A 15,811-nucleotide genomic window follows, 5' to 3' on the forward strand; every position below is an offset into this window, starting at 1 on the left:
CACAAAATCTCGACGTAAAATGTACTATTTTGAGTTCGTGACAATTATCCGTAAGGCTTGTTTCGCCTCTAGCTAAGAAGCTTTGGGTTGAAGCATTGCCCGCGTAACTAACCAGATATACGTACTATTGGTGATGGCGTAACGTTTGAATAGGCGACGGGGCTCAAGCATAAAACGGTAAACCCATTCCAATCCGGACGCTCGCATCCAGTTAGGTGCCTTGGATTGTAAGCCTACCATCATGGGCAAGGCCCCTCCAATACCAATCATGGCTGCCTGAACTTTTCCTTTCATAGCGGCCATCCATCGTTCCTGTTTAGGACAGCCTAGTGCTACAAAAACAAGCTGGGCTCCACTGCGATTAATCATGGCTGCCGTTTCATCCTCCTCGGCGGACGTTAAGGGTCGGAAGGGAGGACTGTAATAACCCGCTACCTGCAATTGAGGATGGGTCTTTTTTAAATATCGATCGGTTGCCTCTAGCATTTGGGGCGTTCCTCCGTAGAAATACACAGCAATACCCTTCTTCTCGGCTTCCGCTATCAAGTCGGGCATCAAATCAAGCCCGGCGACCCGTTCCTGATCGTATCCGTGAATGAGTTTAAGTCCCCAGGTAAGGGGCCTTCCATCGGGAGTAGCCATGTCTGCCTGATTCACCACCTCCGCAAAGGATGCGTCCCGATACGCTTCGACCAGCATGTGTACGTTTGAAACGCAGGTATAGGCTGAAGTTCGTTGTTGGGCCATGGCAATCTGACGATCAATGAAACTGGCATAATGACCCGTCGTCAAATCAATACTAATAAGTTTCTTTTTCATGAGATGAGGGTAAACAGCTCAATCCGTACGTTACACAGAAATTCTCTGGCGATCAAAATCGCTGAAAACACTTGGCTAAATGGGAATTCAAAACCCTTGATGACGGATCGAGGGTACTTTTAGCTGCGGCGGTGGCGGCCGACGAAGAGGAATGGAATCCGGTTTGCTCCGGTTAGTTGGCGAATACTTAAACCGACTGCAAACCATATTGTTTTTCGAACTGGAAAATAACGTCCATACAAGTGGGCGAATCAGCCAGACCTCAAGGGCAATCTACTAGGGAATTAGGGACTGAACAGGCCAGGGGAGGGGCGGAGTAAAGTGCTTGTTCAGCGGGGCTAAATTAATCTAATAATATTGTAAATGCCTACTATTCATTAGTTTTATTTTGCAATAGAACCTTATTGTAGGTGTAGATTGTTTCGGATTTAGCCGTTTCACAAAACGAATACTTCTGCAGATATAAAGTTGAGAAAAGTTTGTAAAAGTTTTCAACGGAGGGATTACTGAAATCAAACGTCCCCACCCAGGACTCTTCTGCAATTCCTTCGTTTGTCAACTCCGTCCCTCAAATTGGGGATTGGTCCTCCTCCTGGGCGACCGTTACCTTTGTTGCCACCGGGTAAGGACCGGCAAACGTTCAACCAAATCTATCAATCCTATGAAAAAGCAACAAAGCGTGTATGCGTTCGGAATAGGCATTCTGTTCTTAAGCCTGATGAGCTGTTCGAAAAGTGGTCCCGGTGCTACGAACGCCTGCGAAAACCAGGCGGACAAGATAGCTGCCGCCGCCAATGCCTATGTCAGCAATCCGGGCAAAAATACCTGCGAGGCTTACAAAGCTGCGATTAACGATCTTTTCAAAACTTGCCCCACGTATTACACGGGTGTCTCGAAACAGACCTTGGAGGATTTCAACAATACACCCTGTCAGTAAAGCCGTCCAAAATGATTCTTCAAGCACAGGGCTAGTTTCGCTCGTAAAAGCCTACAGACTCAAGGCAAGGAAACGTTTTCTATTCATCTTTGGAAGGCAGGGCCATTCAGGTTGCTGCCTGGATACCTTCAACCGCTATGCGTAAAAACATCATCATCTGTTGTGATGGAACGGCCAACGAGCTTGACGAGCCGAACCGTACCTCCAATGTTATGCAGTTGTTCTGCCACCTCAAGGATGTTGATTCGCAACGGCAGGTTGCCTACTACGATCCGGGCGTGGGCACTCGCGGGTATTCGTTCTTGGATGGCTGGGACCAGATTACGGGCTGGACGGTAGACGAAAACGTAAAGCAGGCGTATGAATTCCTGATGAATTTTTACGAAGCCGGCGACCGTATCTACCTCTTCGGCTTCAGTCGGGGAGCCTATACCGTTCGCGTACTGACGGGACTCCTCGCCAAATGCGGCATTCTGCACAAACGAAATACGAATCTCATCGACTATGCTTTTAAAATATTCCGGCGACGGAATAATGAGGGGCAAGCCAAAAACTTCCGGGACATTCTCTCGCGAACCGTAGACGTACATTTCCTGGGCGTTTGGGATACCGTAAGTACCGTTTTACGAAAAGGATACTTGAGCCCCTTACCCGACTATTTCCGGGATACCATTCTATCGAGTCAGGTGCGGTATGCCTGTCAGGCCTTGGCCATTGATGATCGCCGTCGGAGTCTGTTCAAACCCATTCGCTGGAGTCCGCCCGAGGGATTAGATCGCATGGAGCAAGTGTGGTTCGCCGGAGCCCATTCAGATGTGGGAGGCGGATACCAATCCGATCCCGATACTAAACGACGCATGGCTAACCTCCCGCTTCGCTGGATGATGAAACGGGCGTATGTGCATGGTCTACTACTGAACGATTTTACCGATCTTGAAAGCATTGCCCGACTCGACGACGCCCTGGCTACTCTTCACTGGCCGCATCGGCGTATGCCCTGGAAACTCTTGCCTTTCTTAAACGGAAGTCGTACGATTCCCGCCGCCGAAGCAACGCGGGACCAGACGAAGCTACTATACCCCCGTTTGCACGAATCCGTTCTGTATCGCCTGCACCATCCCGTTACTAAGTACCATCCCGACAATCTGCCCGTCGAATATGATGTCGTGGACGATGCCGGGCGGGTGCTCCGCCAGGTCAGAGTAACCCGGCCGTCGGTCTCACTGGCGGAAGTGTAAACCAATGGCGGATGCTGGAAACAAGCCGGGCGTTTGAGCGTTGTAGGAGAGTCGCCTTAACTTTTATCCGATCTCATGGCTCAGCAAAACCAAGCAACGTACGCCCCGAACTTCATGGAGAAACTCAAACAGTTTGTCCGGACACGGGGAGCGGATTATTTACTGGACAAGAACATTTCTTCCATTGGGATAGGGTATAAGTGTGTGGATGGAAAAAGAAGCCGGGAAGTAGTCATCCAGTTTACCGTCGAAACGAAAGTACAGCCGGAAGTGCTGCCTTCGCTCGGCACAATACTCATTCCCGGGGCCATCGTAGTGGATGGTCAGGAAGTCCCGACCGATGTACTGGAGCGAAGTTTCCAGGCTTCGTTTTTGGTGGTGGATGAACGGGTATCCAACCCCCGCAAAATTCATCTGGATCCTATCGTTCCGGGAATCAGCGTATCGCATCATCAACTCTCGGCGGGTACCCTTGGGTGCATCGTATACGGACGAACGGACGGAACCCCGTACGTGCTGAGTAACTGGCACATTTTGCAGGGTCCGCTGGGACAACTCGGCGATACGATTGTACAGCCAGGGCCGCACGACGATAACCGGATCGAACGCAATCGACTGGGCCGACTGGTACGCTCACACCTGGGAGCTGCGGGAGACTGTGCGATCGCCAGTATCGAAACGCGGAATTTTGATGCTAGCGTTTTTGAACTGGACGTCGTACCGAATCAACTCGGCGAACCCGAACTGGGGGATACAGTCGTGAAGAGCGGACGAACCTCGGGTGTGACACACGGCATCGTGACTCGGGTGCATACGATGGCTAAAATCAACTACGGATTTCCAATCGGGGAGCAGTCGATTGGTGGCTTCGAAATCAGTCTGGACCCGGATCATGCACCCACGGTTGGGGAGCTGAGTCAGGCTGGCGACTCGGGATCAATCTGGCTTTTCAAAACACCCGAAGGACAACCAAGTCCGATTCTGGCGGGCTTACACTTTGCGGGAGAGTCTTCGGGGAGTCCCGAGCAATATGCCCTGGCCTGTTATCCGCGTTCGGTATTCGAGAAGTTGGACATCAGTTTAGTACCGCCCCAGCACGCACTTCCGCCCGAATTAGGGTTTAACCCTGCTTTTCTTGGACCGGCAGTAGCTGTACCCAAGCTTTCGACGGATCAGCAACTGGATGCGGTTCTGCTCGGGGGTTCCGAAATCATTCCGTATACGCACTTTTCCCTCGCCATGAGTAAATCCCGACGGTTTGCCTATTGGGTAGCCTGGAATATTGACGGCGGAAACCTCAAGAAAATTACGCGTAAAAACCTGAGCTTCGCACTGGACCCCCGCTTGCCCGCCGAATACCAGGTGGGCGATTCGCTGTACGCCAGCAATCGTCTGGATCGGGGACATATTGCCCGACGGGCCGATCTGATCTGGGGCACCATGGCCGAAGCTCAGCAAGCCAATAAAGACTCCTTTTTCTTCACCAACATTACCCCGCAGATGGACAATTTCAACCAGAGTTCGCAGGGTGGAATCTGGGGGAAACTGGAAGATGCCGTATTCGAACAAACGGAGGTGGATCACTTAAAAGTAAGTGTCATCGGCGGACCCGTTTTCCGAACGGATGATCAGGTCTTTCGCGGCGTAGCCATTCCACGTGAATTTTATAAAATTCTGGCTTATGTAGAAGCGGGCACATTGAAAGTCAGGGCATTCCTGCTTACGCAGAATCTCAATGATTTATCCTTTTTGAATTTAGATGCCTTTAAAGTGTACCAGGTAAGTCTGACGGAACTTGAGCAACGAGCGGGTTTTACACTTTCGGACCTTTTGAAAAACGCCGACGATTTTGCTCTGGAGGTGCGTGGGATGCTGGCTCCAGTTGAACGGCAACCCCTGTCGTCGCTTTCGGATATTCAGTGGTAGGAAAAGGAGCGGAAGCACGGCGAAAAAACGAGTAATCATTTCTTAGACCTTCGATACTGATTTGATTATGGAACCGATTCAATCCTTTCGCGAGCTTTCGCTTCCGGCGGTCCTTCGCCCTTCGTACCATCCATCGCCGCTGGCCTGGGAAGATCAGGTCCTGTATTTTCTGTTACTCGACCGGTTTTCCGATGGGCAGGAACAGGACTATTTGAACAATGAAGGCCAGCTCGTTACTACAGGACAAACACCCCGTTTCCAACCTGAAGACGCCGGTAATGCCCTGACGCCCGATGCTGAAGCCTGGCAGCAGGCAGGCGAACGTTTTGTGGGCGGAACGCTCCGTGGACTGAAAAGTAAGATCGGTTATCTGAAACGCCTAGGAATTTCAGCGATCTGGATTAGTCCGGTTTTCAAACAAGTCGCCTCGCAGGAAACGTATCACGGCTACGGAATCCAGAATTTTCTGGAAATCGAACCCCGCTTCGGAACGCAGCAGGACTTAATCGACGTCGTGGAAACGGCCCATGAGCACGGCATCTACGTAATTCTGGATATTATTTTAAACCATTCTGGTGACGTATTTGCCTACGAAACCGGACAACCCGTATACGCCAGCGGTGCGGTTTTTCCGGTACGCGGATATCGAAATGCGGAGGGGCAGCCTACATTACCCTTTGCTCCGCAAGCAGTCGGAGCTTGGCCTGATGGAGCCGTGTGGCCCTCCGAACTCCAGCAGCCCCAAACCTTTACCCGAAAAGGTAAAATTCAGTATTGGGATCACGACCCGGAATTTTTGGAAGGCGATTTCGAATCCCTGAAAGACATTCATCACGGTTACGGACCTCTGGATGCCTACCGGCCTTCCGAGGCACTCCTGCACCTCGCCGAAGCGTATAAATACTGGATTGCCCTGGCGGATCTCGATGGCTTTCGAATCGATACCGTAAAGCACATGGACCTGGGAGCGACCCGTTTTTTCTCTTCGGTCATCCGGGAATTTACCTTAGCAATCGGCAAGGAAAATTTTTACCTGATCGGAGAAATAACGGGCGGTCGTCAGCGGGCATTTACCACGCTGGAACTTACGGGACTCGATGCGGCACTGGGTATCGACGATATTCCCGACAAACTGGAATACCTGGTAAAAGGCTACCGTAACCCAGCGGAATACTTCAGTTTGTTTCGCAATTCAGAATTAGTTCAGAAAGAATCGCACAGCTGGTTTCGGAATAAGGTAGTTACCCTGTTCGACGATCACGATCAGGTACGGAAGGGGCCACAAAAGGCTCGTTTTTGTGCCGATGCGATGGGCTCCCGGCAATTATTGGCGGTGATCGGTTTCAATGTTACTTCGCTGGGTATTCCCTGTTTGTACTACGGAACGGAGCAGGCGTTTGACGGACACGGTGCCCACGACCGCTATATCCGGGAGAGTATGTTTGGGGGAGCCTTCGGAGCCTTTCGTAGCAAAGGAGTGCATTTTTTTCGGGAGGATAGCCCCTGGTTTCCTGAAATTAGCAAGCTACTGGCGGTACGCAAACAGGAAATCGCCCTGCGACGGGGTCGGCAATACCTGCGGGAAATTTCCGGCGATGGCACCCATTTTGGTTATCCGCGTCTTTGGGGAGCGTCCATGCAGTCGGTCGTAGCCTGGTCCCGGATTTTGCATACGCAGGAAGTACTCTGTGCTTTCAATACCGACGTCAATCAAAGCCAAACAGCCTGGGTCACCGTAGATAATGACCTCCATACCACTGGCGACGTACTTGCCTGTCTGTACACTAACCATCCAGAGGCTACTTTTACGAATGTGTCAGTCGCAGCCCGTAACGGTAAGGCAGTTCAGCTTACTCTGCCGCCGGGTGGTTTCGTCCTCTATAAAAAGCAGTAGCGATCCTTTCAAAAATTTACTTACGGAAAGTAATGGCGATCCCCGTCAGCAACAGGATTCCACCCAGCATCATGCAAGCAGAGAGTTGTTCGCCCAGCAGCAGCCACGCTAGGAGGGCGGTCAAAACGGCCTGGCTGAGTAAACTAATGGACACCTGCTGAGCGGGAATATGCGTCAAGGCATAACTCACCGAAAACCAGCCCAGGAGTTGACAAACCAATGCCTGCGTCAACAACGATTCCCAAACCAGAGTGGAAAAGCCGTTTAGCTTCTCTCCCCCTAAAAGGCACAAAAACAGCAGCAAGATACTCCCAACGGTGGTCATGCAGGCCATGAAATTGAGGATGTTAACATTTCGCAGTACTTTTTTGCTGAGCATGAGGTAGGCGGCGTAACAAATCCCGGAGAGCAGGCCTAATCCAAATCCTCGATCAAAGGCCAGGTCCGCAAAAAGTTGAAACCCCATAAAAAGGACCAGCCCTGCCAGGGCGACCACCACACCCAGCCAGAAAAACCGATTAGGCTTTTGCGGCAGAAACAAAAAAGAAGTCAGCCCTACCCAAATCGGAGACAGATTCGTAAGCAAGCTGGCCTGGGTTGCTGAAGAATACTGAATGGAGAGATTCCAGGAGGCAATATCTAAAAGAATCTTAATATATATATAATCTATTGATTATTAATGCGTTAATATAAATAATATTCATAACATGTGAAACAATGCAGAAACATAATTCGTTAACCTTTAATGATCTAAAAAACAAATTTCTGGATCATTAAAGGTTAAGCTAATGAAAGCCCATGTTAGTGTTTCTCACGATTGACATGCATCATGTTGTTAAACATAGTTGCTGTCAATCGTGCCATTTCATCTACAGTATTCAAATTACCTCTCTGATTAGGGGATAATCTGGCATTTTGTATACCTCTAATTGTTCTAACATTAGAATTTGAAATAGAGATTTCATCTCTTCTGAATCCTTCCTGTAATAGGAACATATTTCGTTCAAATTCCTTTCTACTATTCATTATTATTAAATTTGTCTTTATCGAAGGTGTTTAAAGTATTTGCTAATAGCCTAGTAGTTTCATCTATAGTTGACAAATTAATTCTCCTATTTGGCGAAAACTTAGCATTAGATAAACCGTTGATTAGCCTAGGAATTAAAGGCATTTTTAACTTTTTAGTTCTTGCACTTTCAGCAAGTAAGTTTAAATGTTTTTCGAATTCTTTTCTACTATTGGGAATAATCATCATTTTAATACTTTTCGGTCAAATACATTAATATACATGATATTGTAATTTCTAACGACTTTCCAAATCAACTTATAATCTGACTTAATTGAATCAAGTAAATTGAAAGGTATAGTCGTACAAAAAGCAGTTTGCTGGGCTACTCCTTTATACTTAGTGTCCCAATTTCGTCCTCGTCTCCAATACATTGAAGATATACTTTTTGAAAATTCAGGCAAAATTTCATCAATATAAAGACTTAATTCAGAAGGTACAAACTCACTTCCCGTGATAGAACCCACATGCATACTTTTAACAAACAATGGAATGATATCTTTATAATCTTCAAGAAAATGGGGATAAGAATTAGCTGGGAATGTTGGTTCTGAATAATAAATATCAATTTCTTTATATTTTTCAATGGGAATTAGGTAAGATGTAAGTTCTATACTTAAATGTGATTCACTATATGTGTCCACAAATCTACTATAGAATAAATTTAAGGGGAATTCTTTATTAATAGTAATTTTGTCAAAATCAATATATCTTTTATCAAAAATATTATTTAATGCAAGTATTAAGTCATCTTCTATTAGAGTGATATTGACATGAAGTTTATTTTCTGGAAATGTTGGTTGATAAAATCTTAAGATATTAGCTACATTTTCTTTATTTTCAAATAATACACAAGGGCTGATGGCAATATTGATGCAATATCTCAGAATTGTATCAAAATCAGATACTAAATCTATTTCATAGTCATCGTTGAAGCTTCTATTAATATAACCATCAATCTTCTTAGTCTCCTTAATAGGTAGAGGGGATAATTTATCAATTAAATCTAAAAGTGTTATTGCAAATTTTTTATTTAAAATCTCAAGATCATTTAGTTCAACAAGGATGTCCATTACAGAGTCTAAGTAATCCTGATCAAAAAAAACGTCTCCGTTATTTGTATTATTTAATGCAAATAATTGCTCATATTTATTGATTAGTATATCTAAATTCGTATCACTATTGTTTCTTAATTCATAGAGTGAATCAAGAATTGTGTTGTTAATCATAAAATGTTTAACCTTAAATAATTCTGTTTCATTATTGTCTAAAATAATTTTAAATGATTCTGAAAAGCCAGGAGGATTCAATTTAGAAATTTGATGAATAACGGATGCAGATAATTCTTTAGATATACTATATCCATCATTGATTATTTCACTTACTAAAGCAGAAATAATTGTTTCCGACATAGTAGTTCCTAACCATGTTAATATCTCAATCGTTCTATTTTTGACAATTAATGATGGATGATTTAAAAACCATATTAGAAATTCAAGTAAAAGCTTGTCTTCCTGAGATGATAAATGAGTACCTTTGTTATTTATTAACCAGTCATATTTTTTGAACATATGATCTGGCGTTCGAACCATTAAATCTATATGTTCAAGTACAGATGACAACACTAACTGCTTTTCAGATTCATCATCACTTTTCTTTAGAAATTCTATTATTCGATTTGCAATTATCCATTCTTCAGAATAAGGTTCATTAATAATTAAATCTTTAATATCTTTAATTAATTCAGAAGGGCTATCATAGCTTTCAGTTAAAAGATCCCTAATTTCATTTATTTTATGAGAGTAATTGTTTGACCATATGCCATATTTTTGATCTTGTATTCTCTGCAAAGCCTCTATTATAATTATTCTAGCACCATTTTTATTCTCAACATCAAGTTTGCCCTGAGCGGATTTTTTAGCATCAATTAATGAATTTAATGGGTCATCGTCTTCTAAAAGAGACTCTTTATCTAATGTGCTTTCTAATTTATGCGTAGGACTCATCCCAACGGATTCTAAATAACTTTTTAATCTATCAATGTTTGATAAGCTTAGTTCGTTTATAAGGCATTGGAGGTATTCAGTTCGGAGTTCGTCATTCACTTCCGTGATTACAAACTTAGATAGTCGTTTAAATAATACATCCAAATTATCCACTACTTCATTTTCGGAATAATTTAAAATATTAGCTTGAACTTTAGCATATCCGCTTAAATATCGATCATCACCTAGTATGAAGAGTTCACTTAATCCCCAAGCAACCATAGAGCCCTTGCAATTAATATTCAGAAGCATATTCAATATGCCACTCTGTTCTTCAATTGCCTTTGCACCTAATACGTAACCAGTACCCTTATATGGCATATCTACTTTACCTGATTCCGCATTAGTCAGAATTGTTTCATAGTCAGGGAATAATAAATATTTAAAATAATTAATTGAATCATTGATTAATCCAACTTGTGCTAAATCTCCTACAAACTCGGCTTGTTGATCCCTAACATATCTTTGGAATGTCATTTCTCCAGAAGCGTGATGTAAATGAGCAGCGAATTTTTGTAAGTATGTAAAATCTCCTCCCTTTGGAATAATGTTTGAAACTGCAGTATTGATTATTCCTAACTGCGCTTCTTTATACCAAGAGGGACCCATAGAATAATTAATCATTTCTTTAAAGATAGAATTAGCTTTAATGTTGTTATTTATCTGAGCGTAAAGTTCTACTAGTCTTAATAAGTATTCATTTCTCTCCCATCTATTCTCTGTTGTATCTAAAATGTGTTGTTCTAATGTTTTAATTATTTTAAAAGCTGAATGTTCATGCTCAGGATTTTTAATAAGGTCTTTAGCTATAATGAAAAGGCTTTCAATGTATCCCTCAGTATATAAGCCAAGCTGATAATATTTCTCACCAGTGATTTTATCAATAAATATCTTAACTTGCTCAGGCAAATGCTCTACAAGAAGGTTTACTAAATTGTCATATATGTATGGATATATTGTTTCAGGTATAGCATAGCTACGCTCCCAATACATTCTAATTTTTAGATCAGGAATTAAATTTTCGATTAACTGTATTATATTTGATTCAAGTGATTTAATTACGGATATATTATTATCAATTTTATAACGTTTTATTTTACCTACAATATAAAATAAATAATCAAAAGTAGATTTAATATTGATTTCCCAATCGTGAAAGTCATACTTAAAATTTGGTAATGGTGGGTATGAGTTAGTGGCATCAAAAAATCCTAAACATTCTTTATGTAGTCTGTACTTGTGTATCTGCTGATAATTAAGATCTACTCCATTTTCTTCCCTTATCTCAAATAAGATTTCTGTTGAATAAAATTCTTTATAAATCTTTTCTATAATATCAACTCGCTTAGATTTCTTTGTAAGCACATGTAAGCAAATGAAATAATAGTCAGAATGTATACCATATTTATCAATTGAATATTCTAAATCTGTAATCCAATCCAATAAAAAACTATCGTCTACCTTATTAGGACTTTTAGCCTGAAAATTTAAAGCCTCATAAATGCATAGAGCAATATAACCACTGAATCTAGAGTCACCTTTAAGATAATCTTCTACCGTTTTGACGAATGGAGGTAAATTAAGTCTCCATATAAGATAGCCGTGATTGTAAGATCCAACATCATCTTTAAATTTTTCGACCTCTTCTTCATGATTTTCATCGTATTTTATCATTTTAATGATGTTCCCTAAAATAGTATAAAACTCTGTATTTGCAGCTTCAAAATCATGGCTAGCAGATAGAGTAACAGCTTTAAACTTTAATCTAATAAAACGATTTAATGATTCATCATCTAATTTGCTTTCTAATATGTTCTTACAAGTTTGATTAATTACATTTAATAAAATTTCAGCTTCATCGTAGGCTTCATATTCATAAAATTTGTATAATAAGCTCAAAGCGTCACCATCACTTACGATTAATGTATCATTACGAATAATATATCTGATTGCTTCTGCTGGTTTATTTAATGCTAATAAAGCATTAACAAGAAAATATGCATTTTCATAAAATAGAGTATTATATCTGAAATTTACTCGTTTAGAAAGTAGTAATAATGAAATAACTTTATGCGATAAGCCCAATCCAGCTGCAATACTTAAACAAGTTTTTATATCAGCTAAGACAACATCAGGGTTTACGCTATTTAATGTACATTCATCTACCCACTTTTGATTACATTCATCTATCGCCATCTTTCTAAGTTTCTCATCACCATTTGCCAAATGATAAACCCGTTCAGAAATACCAAAACTTGTTTGAGGGTTTTTTATAATAAAATTAGAAATATTTTCTTGAATTATAATATTAATACTTTTACTATTTTTATTTACATAATCAGAAAAAGAAGTATGATAGATACTTAGAGAGTCATTGTCTCTTAGTAAATGTTGTATTCTTTTAAAACTTACAATAAAACTATGTTTAGTCGATTCTGGTAAAAGTTCTTGTAAAGTATCTATTTCAACAGGAATTCTTAATCGTGCTAAAGTAGATACCAACCAAATTTCATCAGTTTGTTCACCAAGCTGTTCCCATATCTTTATATAATAATTTTCAATATCGCCACCGATTGCTGGTATTGAATCAATCCAACTATCTATCGAATCAGATTCAGAGCTTTCTAATAAATTTTTAGTGAGATACCGCATGTATAGCGGATGTCCCTCGGATTTGTGAGCAAGCTGACTTATTTGGGTAGTTTTAAGTTGCTTATCTTTTAATTGTTGAGATAAGAATTTTTCAGCGCTTTGAATTGATAAAGGTGTTACTTTTATAATATTTGAACTCTTTATAGATCCTTTTAACGTTAGAGGTAATATGTCAATTGAAGTGCATGACAAGATTATTTTAAAGTTTGCAGGTAAATTTCCTGGTAGGACAGATAGGTAATCCGCTATTCTAAGTTTGTTTACATCATCTAAACCATCAATTATCAGAAATCCTATTTCCCCTTTCTGATTATAATAACTTGATAGTTGATGTATGATTTGATGTATATTTGCTAATCTTTCATTTAAAGAAATTTCTTTTAAAGGTTTTGGTGGTAAGTTATTAAATAATGCATAGTAGCAAGCTTCTTCTATCCACTTAATGAAAAACTCCTGAGTTGCTCTTATCTGTGTTGGATATTCTTCGTTGTCTGGTACTTTAACAAAAAAACGACCTGCAATTACATGTTTGCTATCCTCTAGTTCTAATTGTGCTGCAATAGTGGTTTTCCCTGAACCTGGATTTCCAGTGATTAAAAAATAACTAGAAGAAATATTTGCTCTAATTACATTATTTATTTCTGATATAACTTCTAGGTTTGGAGTGCTATCGGATATGTCTTTTTCTATTGAGTTTGGTATAGATTGATCTTTATTAATTAAGGTTTGAATGTCATGTTTTATTAGATACTCACTAATGCTTTTTATGCTTGTAGCACCCAGAGTACCTACATTATCATACCCTATAACACCTACAACAAAACCATCAATAATTAATGCTGAGCCAGATAGTCCATCAAATTGTTCAAGATTAGAGTATTGACTGCATTCCAAATCCACATCCCATTTTGTTCCATGATTTATTCTTGAAACTGTACCATTATATCTTCCGCCTGAATTTACTCTTATTACTGGAAAGCCATATGATTCCCAGTTCTCATTGTAACGTAATTCTGTATTTTTTAATGGAAGAAAGCTAATTTTATCTGTTATTTTAATATTAGTATAAAGAAGAGCTACATCTCGACTATCTATTTTTTCAATTAATTCTGCATTTATAATTGTACCGTCCTCAAAGCGTATGCAGATAGGATTTTCTTCAGAGACGGTATGTGCAGATGTTAATAACACCTGTCTTTCATTACTAGAAAATACAAAAAAGGCAGTACCTGTTTTCTTTCCACATGTAATTCTTACAGTAGCACTTTCGATATTTTTTGGATCGAGTATTTTTGGAATCATAATGTTATAGTGTAAGGTTCCTGATTTAAATAATTAATAGAGTAATTCCAATTGTTTTTCCATTCTTCATTATCAAAGTATGTGGAATTTTCGGTGATGTAATTAAAATATAGTTCTCTACATGATTTTGATGGACGACTTATTATATGGGCAATCGTTTCTCTATGTGGGTGATTATGGTTATCTCCATTTGTAGAGAAAATATATTTAGTTGAGTCAATTTTATCTAGTAAGTCTTTATTGATGTTATGAAAACTTCCATGATGAGATACTTTGATAAGATCAAATTTTATTAATCCTTTTTCATCATATTCCTTAAGAGATTGTACTATTATATCAGGATGTGCATCGGCAAGAAATAACAGTTTTTTTTCTTGGATTTCTAAAATAAAAGAAATTGAGCTTCCATTTGTTATAGTTGTGTCGTCGTCGAATGGTTTTAGTAATAATTCTTCTATGGACTCTTTAGTTGAAGAAATATGGGGTGATTTTTTTTTGAGCATGTCTTTTTCCCAAGACATATGCATCTCAAAAGCATCATCATACAATTCAGATTTAATTTCTTCATATTTGGTACCGTATTTTTCTAATTCATTTTTCCAGAGAATTTTCAATTTTCCTAATTTTTCATTATTTGGTGACAATAGAATTATTTGAGTATTTTCATCTATACTTATTTCTTTTTTATAATCTATTGATACTGCATTTCTATCAAAATCAGTATTCCAGTTATAATCACCTTGTAAAATCAGTGCTCCTACTGTTGTACCTTGTATAGCACTAATTTCTTGCTGCCCATACATGTCTCCTTTCCTTACTGCATACCCCTTCTGAGTTATCTGATTAAGTATTTTTTCTTGGCTATTATCAATATATGTTTGCTCATTATGGTGTAGATGTCTAAATGTATTATGCCATATTTCCTTAATTTCAATAAAAGCCTCAGAGTTATTATCTTTTAAAAGCCGTATAGCTCCTTGAATATGATCTTTATCTATATGGGTTATAATCAATTTCTCTATTACTTCCCCTTTCTCAGCAATTCTTATCAAATCCTTTTTCAAATATTTCTTTATGGTATCTACATATCCGCAATCAATTATCAAATGTTTTTTACTATCATTTACCCCCCCGAAGCTTATTAAGAAGCAATCGCCATTCTTAGCTGGATATGTTTTTATATTAATGTTCATTTTATCTCAAGTTAAATAATTTCTTTTATTTAACGACCGTGCTTAAAGGTAGTGAAATGTACTCAACTCTTACGTGTACTATGGCTCGGTGCTGGGGATGATACAGCCTTAGTTTCCATTGTATTGATAGTGGCCGAACTTACCCTCCTATAAGCGACAGCCCCCTTCATAGGCATTTTACTAGATCCATTCTTCTTTTCCAGTAGTTCTCTAATCCAGTCAAGCTCCTTTCTCATGGAGGTAATCATCTCCATGATTTGACCGAGTTCTGGAATATGTATCTCTAAGACGGATGATCTTTTCGATAAGATAATCGGAGAGATCAAGCACCCTTATCAAACAGACTTAAATTCTTCCAGATATTTCTCTAAAGCCTTCCTAGTAATGCGTACGGTCTTGGCATCTTCTACAGATTCAAGTTTTCCTTCCCGTCTTAACCGGTCTATCGCCTGGGGATTGGGCTTCGCGTTTGCAGAATGGAGTCTAAGGAATTCGGCTGCTTCTGTTTTGGTGAAAACTTCCTGACGGGTCGGTAGGGTTTGTTGAAATTTCTGAAGAGCCTGCTCGACGGCTTGCGTGATTAAGGCCTGATGGTGGGATGGCTGTAGAGTAACAAGCGTGATAACAGGTAATAGATGCATAAGTAGAGAATAAACTTCACCCGAATTAGAATCGGATAGATACTGATACAGAGAATGCCCGCAAATAACCACAGGCGGGGAGAGCCGGAAGAAGACGT

At 40.2% G+C, this 15,811-nt stretch carries 10 protein-coding genes; 4 read left to right on the forward strand and 6 right to left on the reverse strand.

Annotation, left to right across the window (positions count from 1 at the left end):
* Nucleotides 1–72 precede the first annotated feature (72 nt).
* Nucleotides 73–819 (reverse strand): WecB/TagA/CpsF family glycosyltransferase, encoded by a 747-nt coding sequence (locus C5O19_RS22080; protein WP_104715560.1) that lies wholly within the window; start codon nucleotides 817–819, stop codon nucleotides 73–75.
* A gap of 661 nt (nucleotides 820–1,480) precedes the next feature.
* Between C5O19_RS22080 and C5O19_RS22090 the strand changes: the two genes are divergently transcribed.
* From C5O19_RS22090 to C5O19_RS22105, 4 genes are all read left to right on the forward strand, one after another.
* A complete protein-coding gene (locus C5O19_RS22090) occupies nucleotides 1,481–1,756 on the forward strand; it encodes a hypothetical protein (RefSeq protein ID WP_104715562.1) in 276 nt (91 codons plus the stop codon).
* A 137-nt stretch (nucleotides 1,757–1,893) separates the two neighbouring features.
* A complete protein-coding gene (locus C5O19_RS22095; RefSeq protein WP_104715563.1) occupies nucleotides 1,894–2,994 on the forward strand; it encodes a DUF2235 domain-containing protein in 1,101 nt (366 codons plus the stop codon).
* Between the two features lie 75 nt (nucleotides 2,995–3,069).
* Nucleotides 3,070–4,920: a DNA/RNA non-specific endonuclease gene (locus tag C5O19_RS22100; RefSeq protein ID WP_104715564.1), complete on the forward strand. Its 1,851-nt coding sequence runs from the start codon at nucleotides 3,070–3,072 to the stop codon at nucleotides 4,918–4,920.
* Nucleotides 4,921–4,987: 67 nt separating this feature from the next.
* Nucleotides 4,988–6,814, forward strand: a complete 1,827-nt coding sequence (locus tag C5O19_RS22105; protein ID WP_104715565.1) for an alpha-amylase family glycosyl hydrolase — start codon at nucleotides 4,988–4,990, stop codon at nucleotides 6,812–6,814.
* Nucleotides 6,815–6,830: 16 nt separating this feature from the next.
* On the opposite strand, the gene C5O19_RS22110 is transcribed toward C5O19_RS22105, so the two are convergent.
* The 5 genes from C5O19_RS22110 to C5O19_RS22135 form a co-directional block, all read right to left on the reverse strand.
* Nucleotides 6,831–7,484 (reverse strand): DMT family transporter, encoded by a 654-nt coding sequence (locus C5O19_RS22110; protein WP_317046528.1) that lies wholly within the window; start codon nucleotides 7,482–7,484, stop codon nucleotides 6,831–6,833.
* Between the two features lie 348 nt (nucleotides 7,485–7,832).
* Entirely contained in the window at nucleotides 7,833–8,069 is a 237-nt protein-coding gene (locus C5O19_RS22120; protein WP_133163426.1) for a hypothetical protein, read from the reverse strand.
* The gene (locus tag C5O19_RS26100; protein WP_104715569.1) at nucleotides 8,066–13,879 is read right to left on the reverse strand and encodes a serine protease; all 5,814 of its coding nucleotides are present in this window, start codon (nucleotides 13,877–13,879) and stop codon (nucleotides 8,066–8,068) included. The genes C5O19_RS22120 and C5O19_RS26100 overlap by 4 nt, the downstream gene beginning before the upstream one ends.
* On the reverse strand, nucleotides 13,876–15,072 hold the full coding sequence (gene avs1a / locus C5O19_RS22130) for an AVAST type 1 anti-phage system MBL fold metallo-hydrolase Avs1a (RefSeq protein ID WP_104715570.1): 1,197 nt from the start codon (nucleotides 15,070–15,072) through the stop codon (nucleotides 13,876–13,878). Before avs1a ends, C5O19_RS26100 begins: the two co-directional genes overlap by 4 nt.
* Before the next feature lie 335 nt (nucleotides 15,073–15,407).
* Complete coding sequence (locus C5O19_RS22135) at nucleotides 15,408–15,713, reverse strand: helix-turn-helix domain-containing protein (RefSeq protein WP_104715571.1); 306 nt, start codon at nucleotides 15,711–15,713, stop codon at nucleotides 15,408–15,410.
* Nucleotides 15,714–15,811: the final 98 nt, after the last annotated feature.

Origin of the sequence: Siphonobacter curvatus (assembly GCF_002943425.1) — a bacterium.
Classification (GTDB): Bacteria; Bacteroidota; Bacteroidia; order Cytophagales; family Spirosomataceae; genus Siphonobacter; species Siphonobacter curvatus.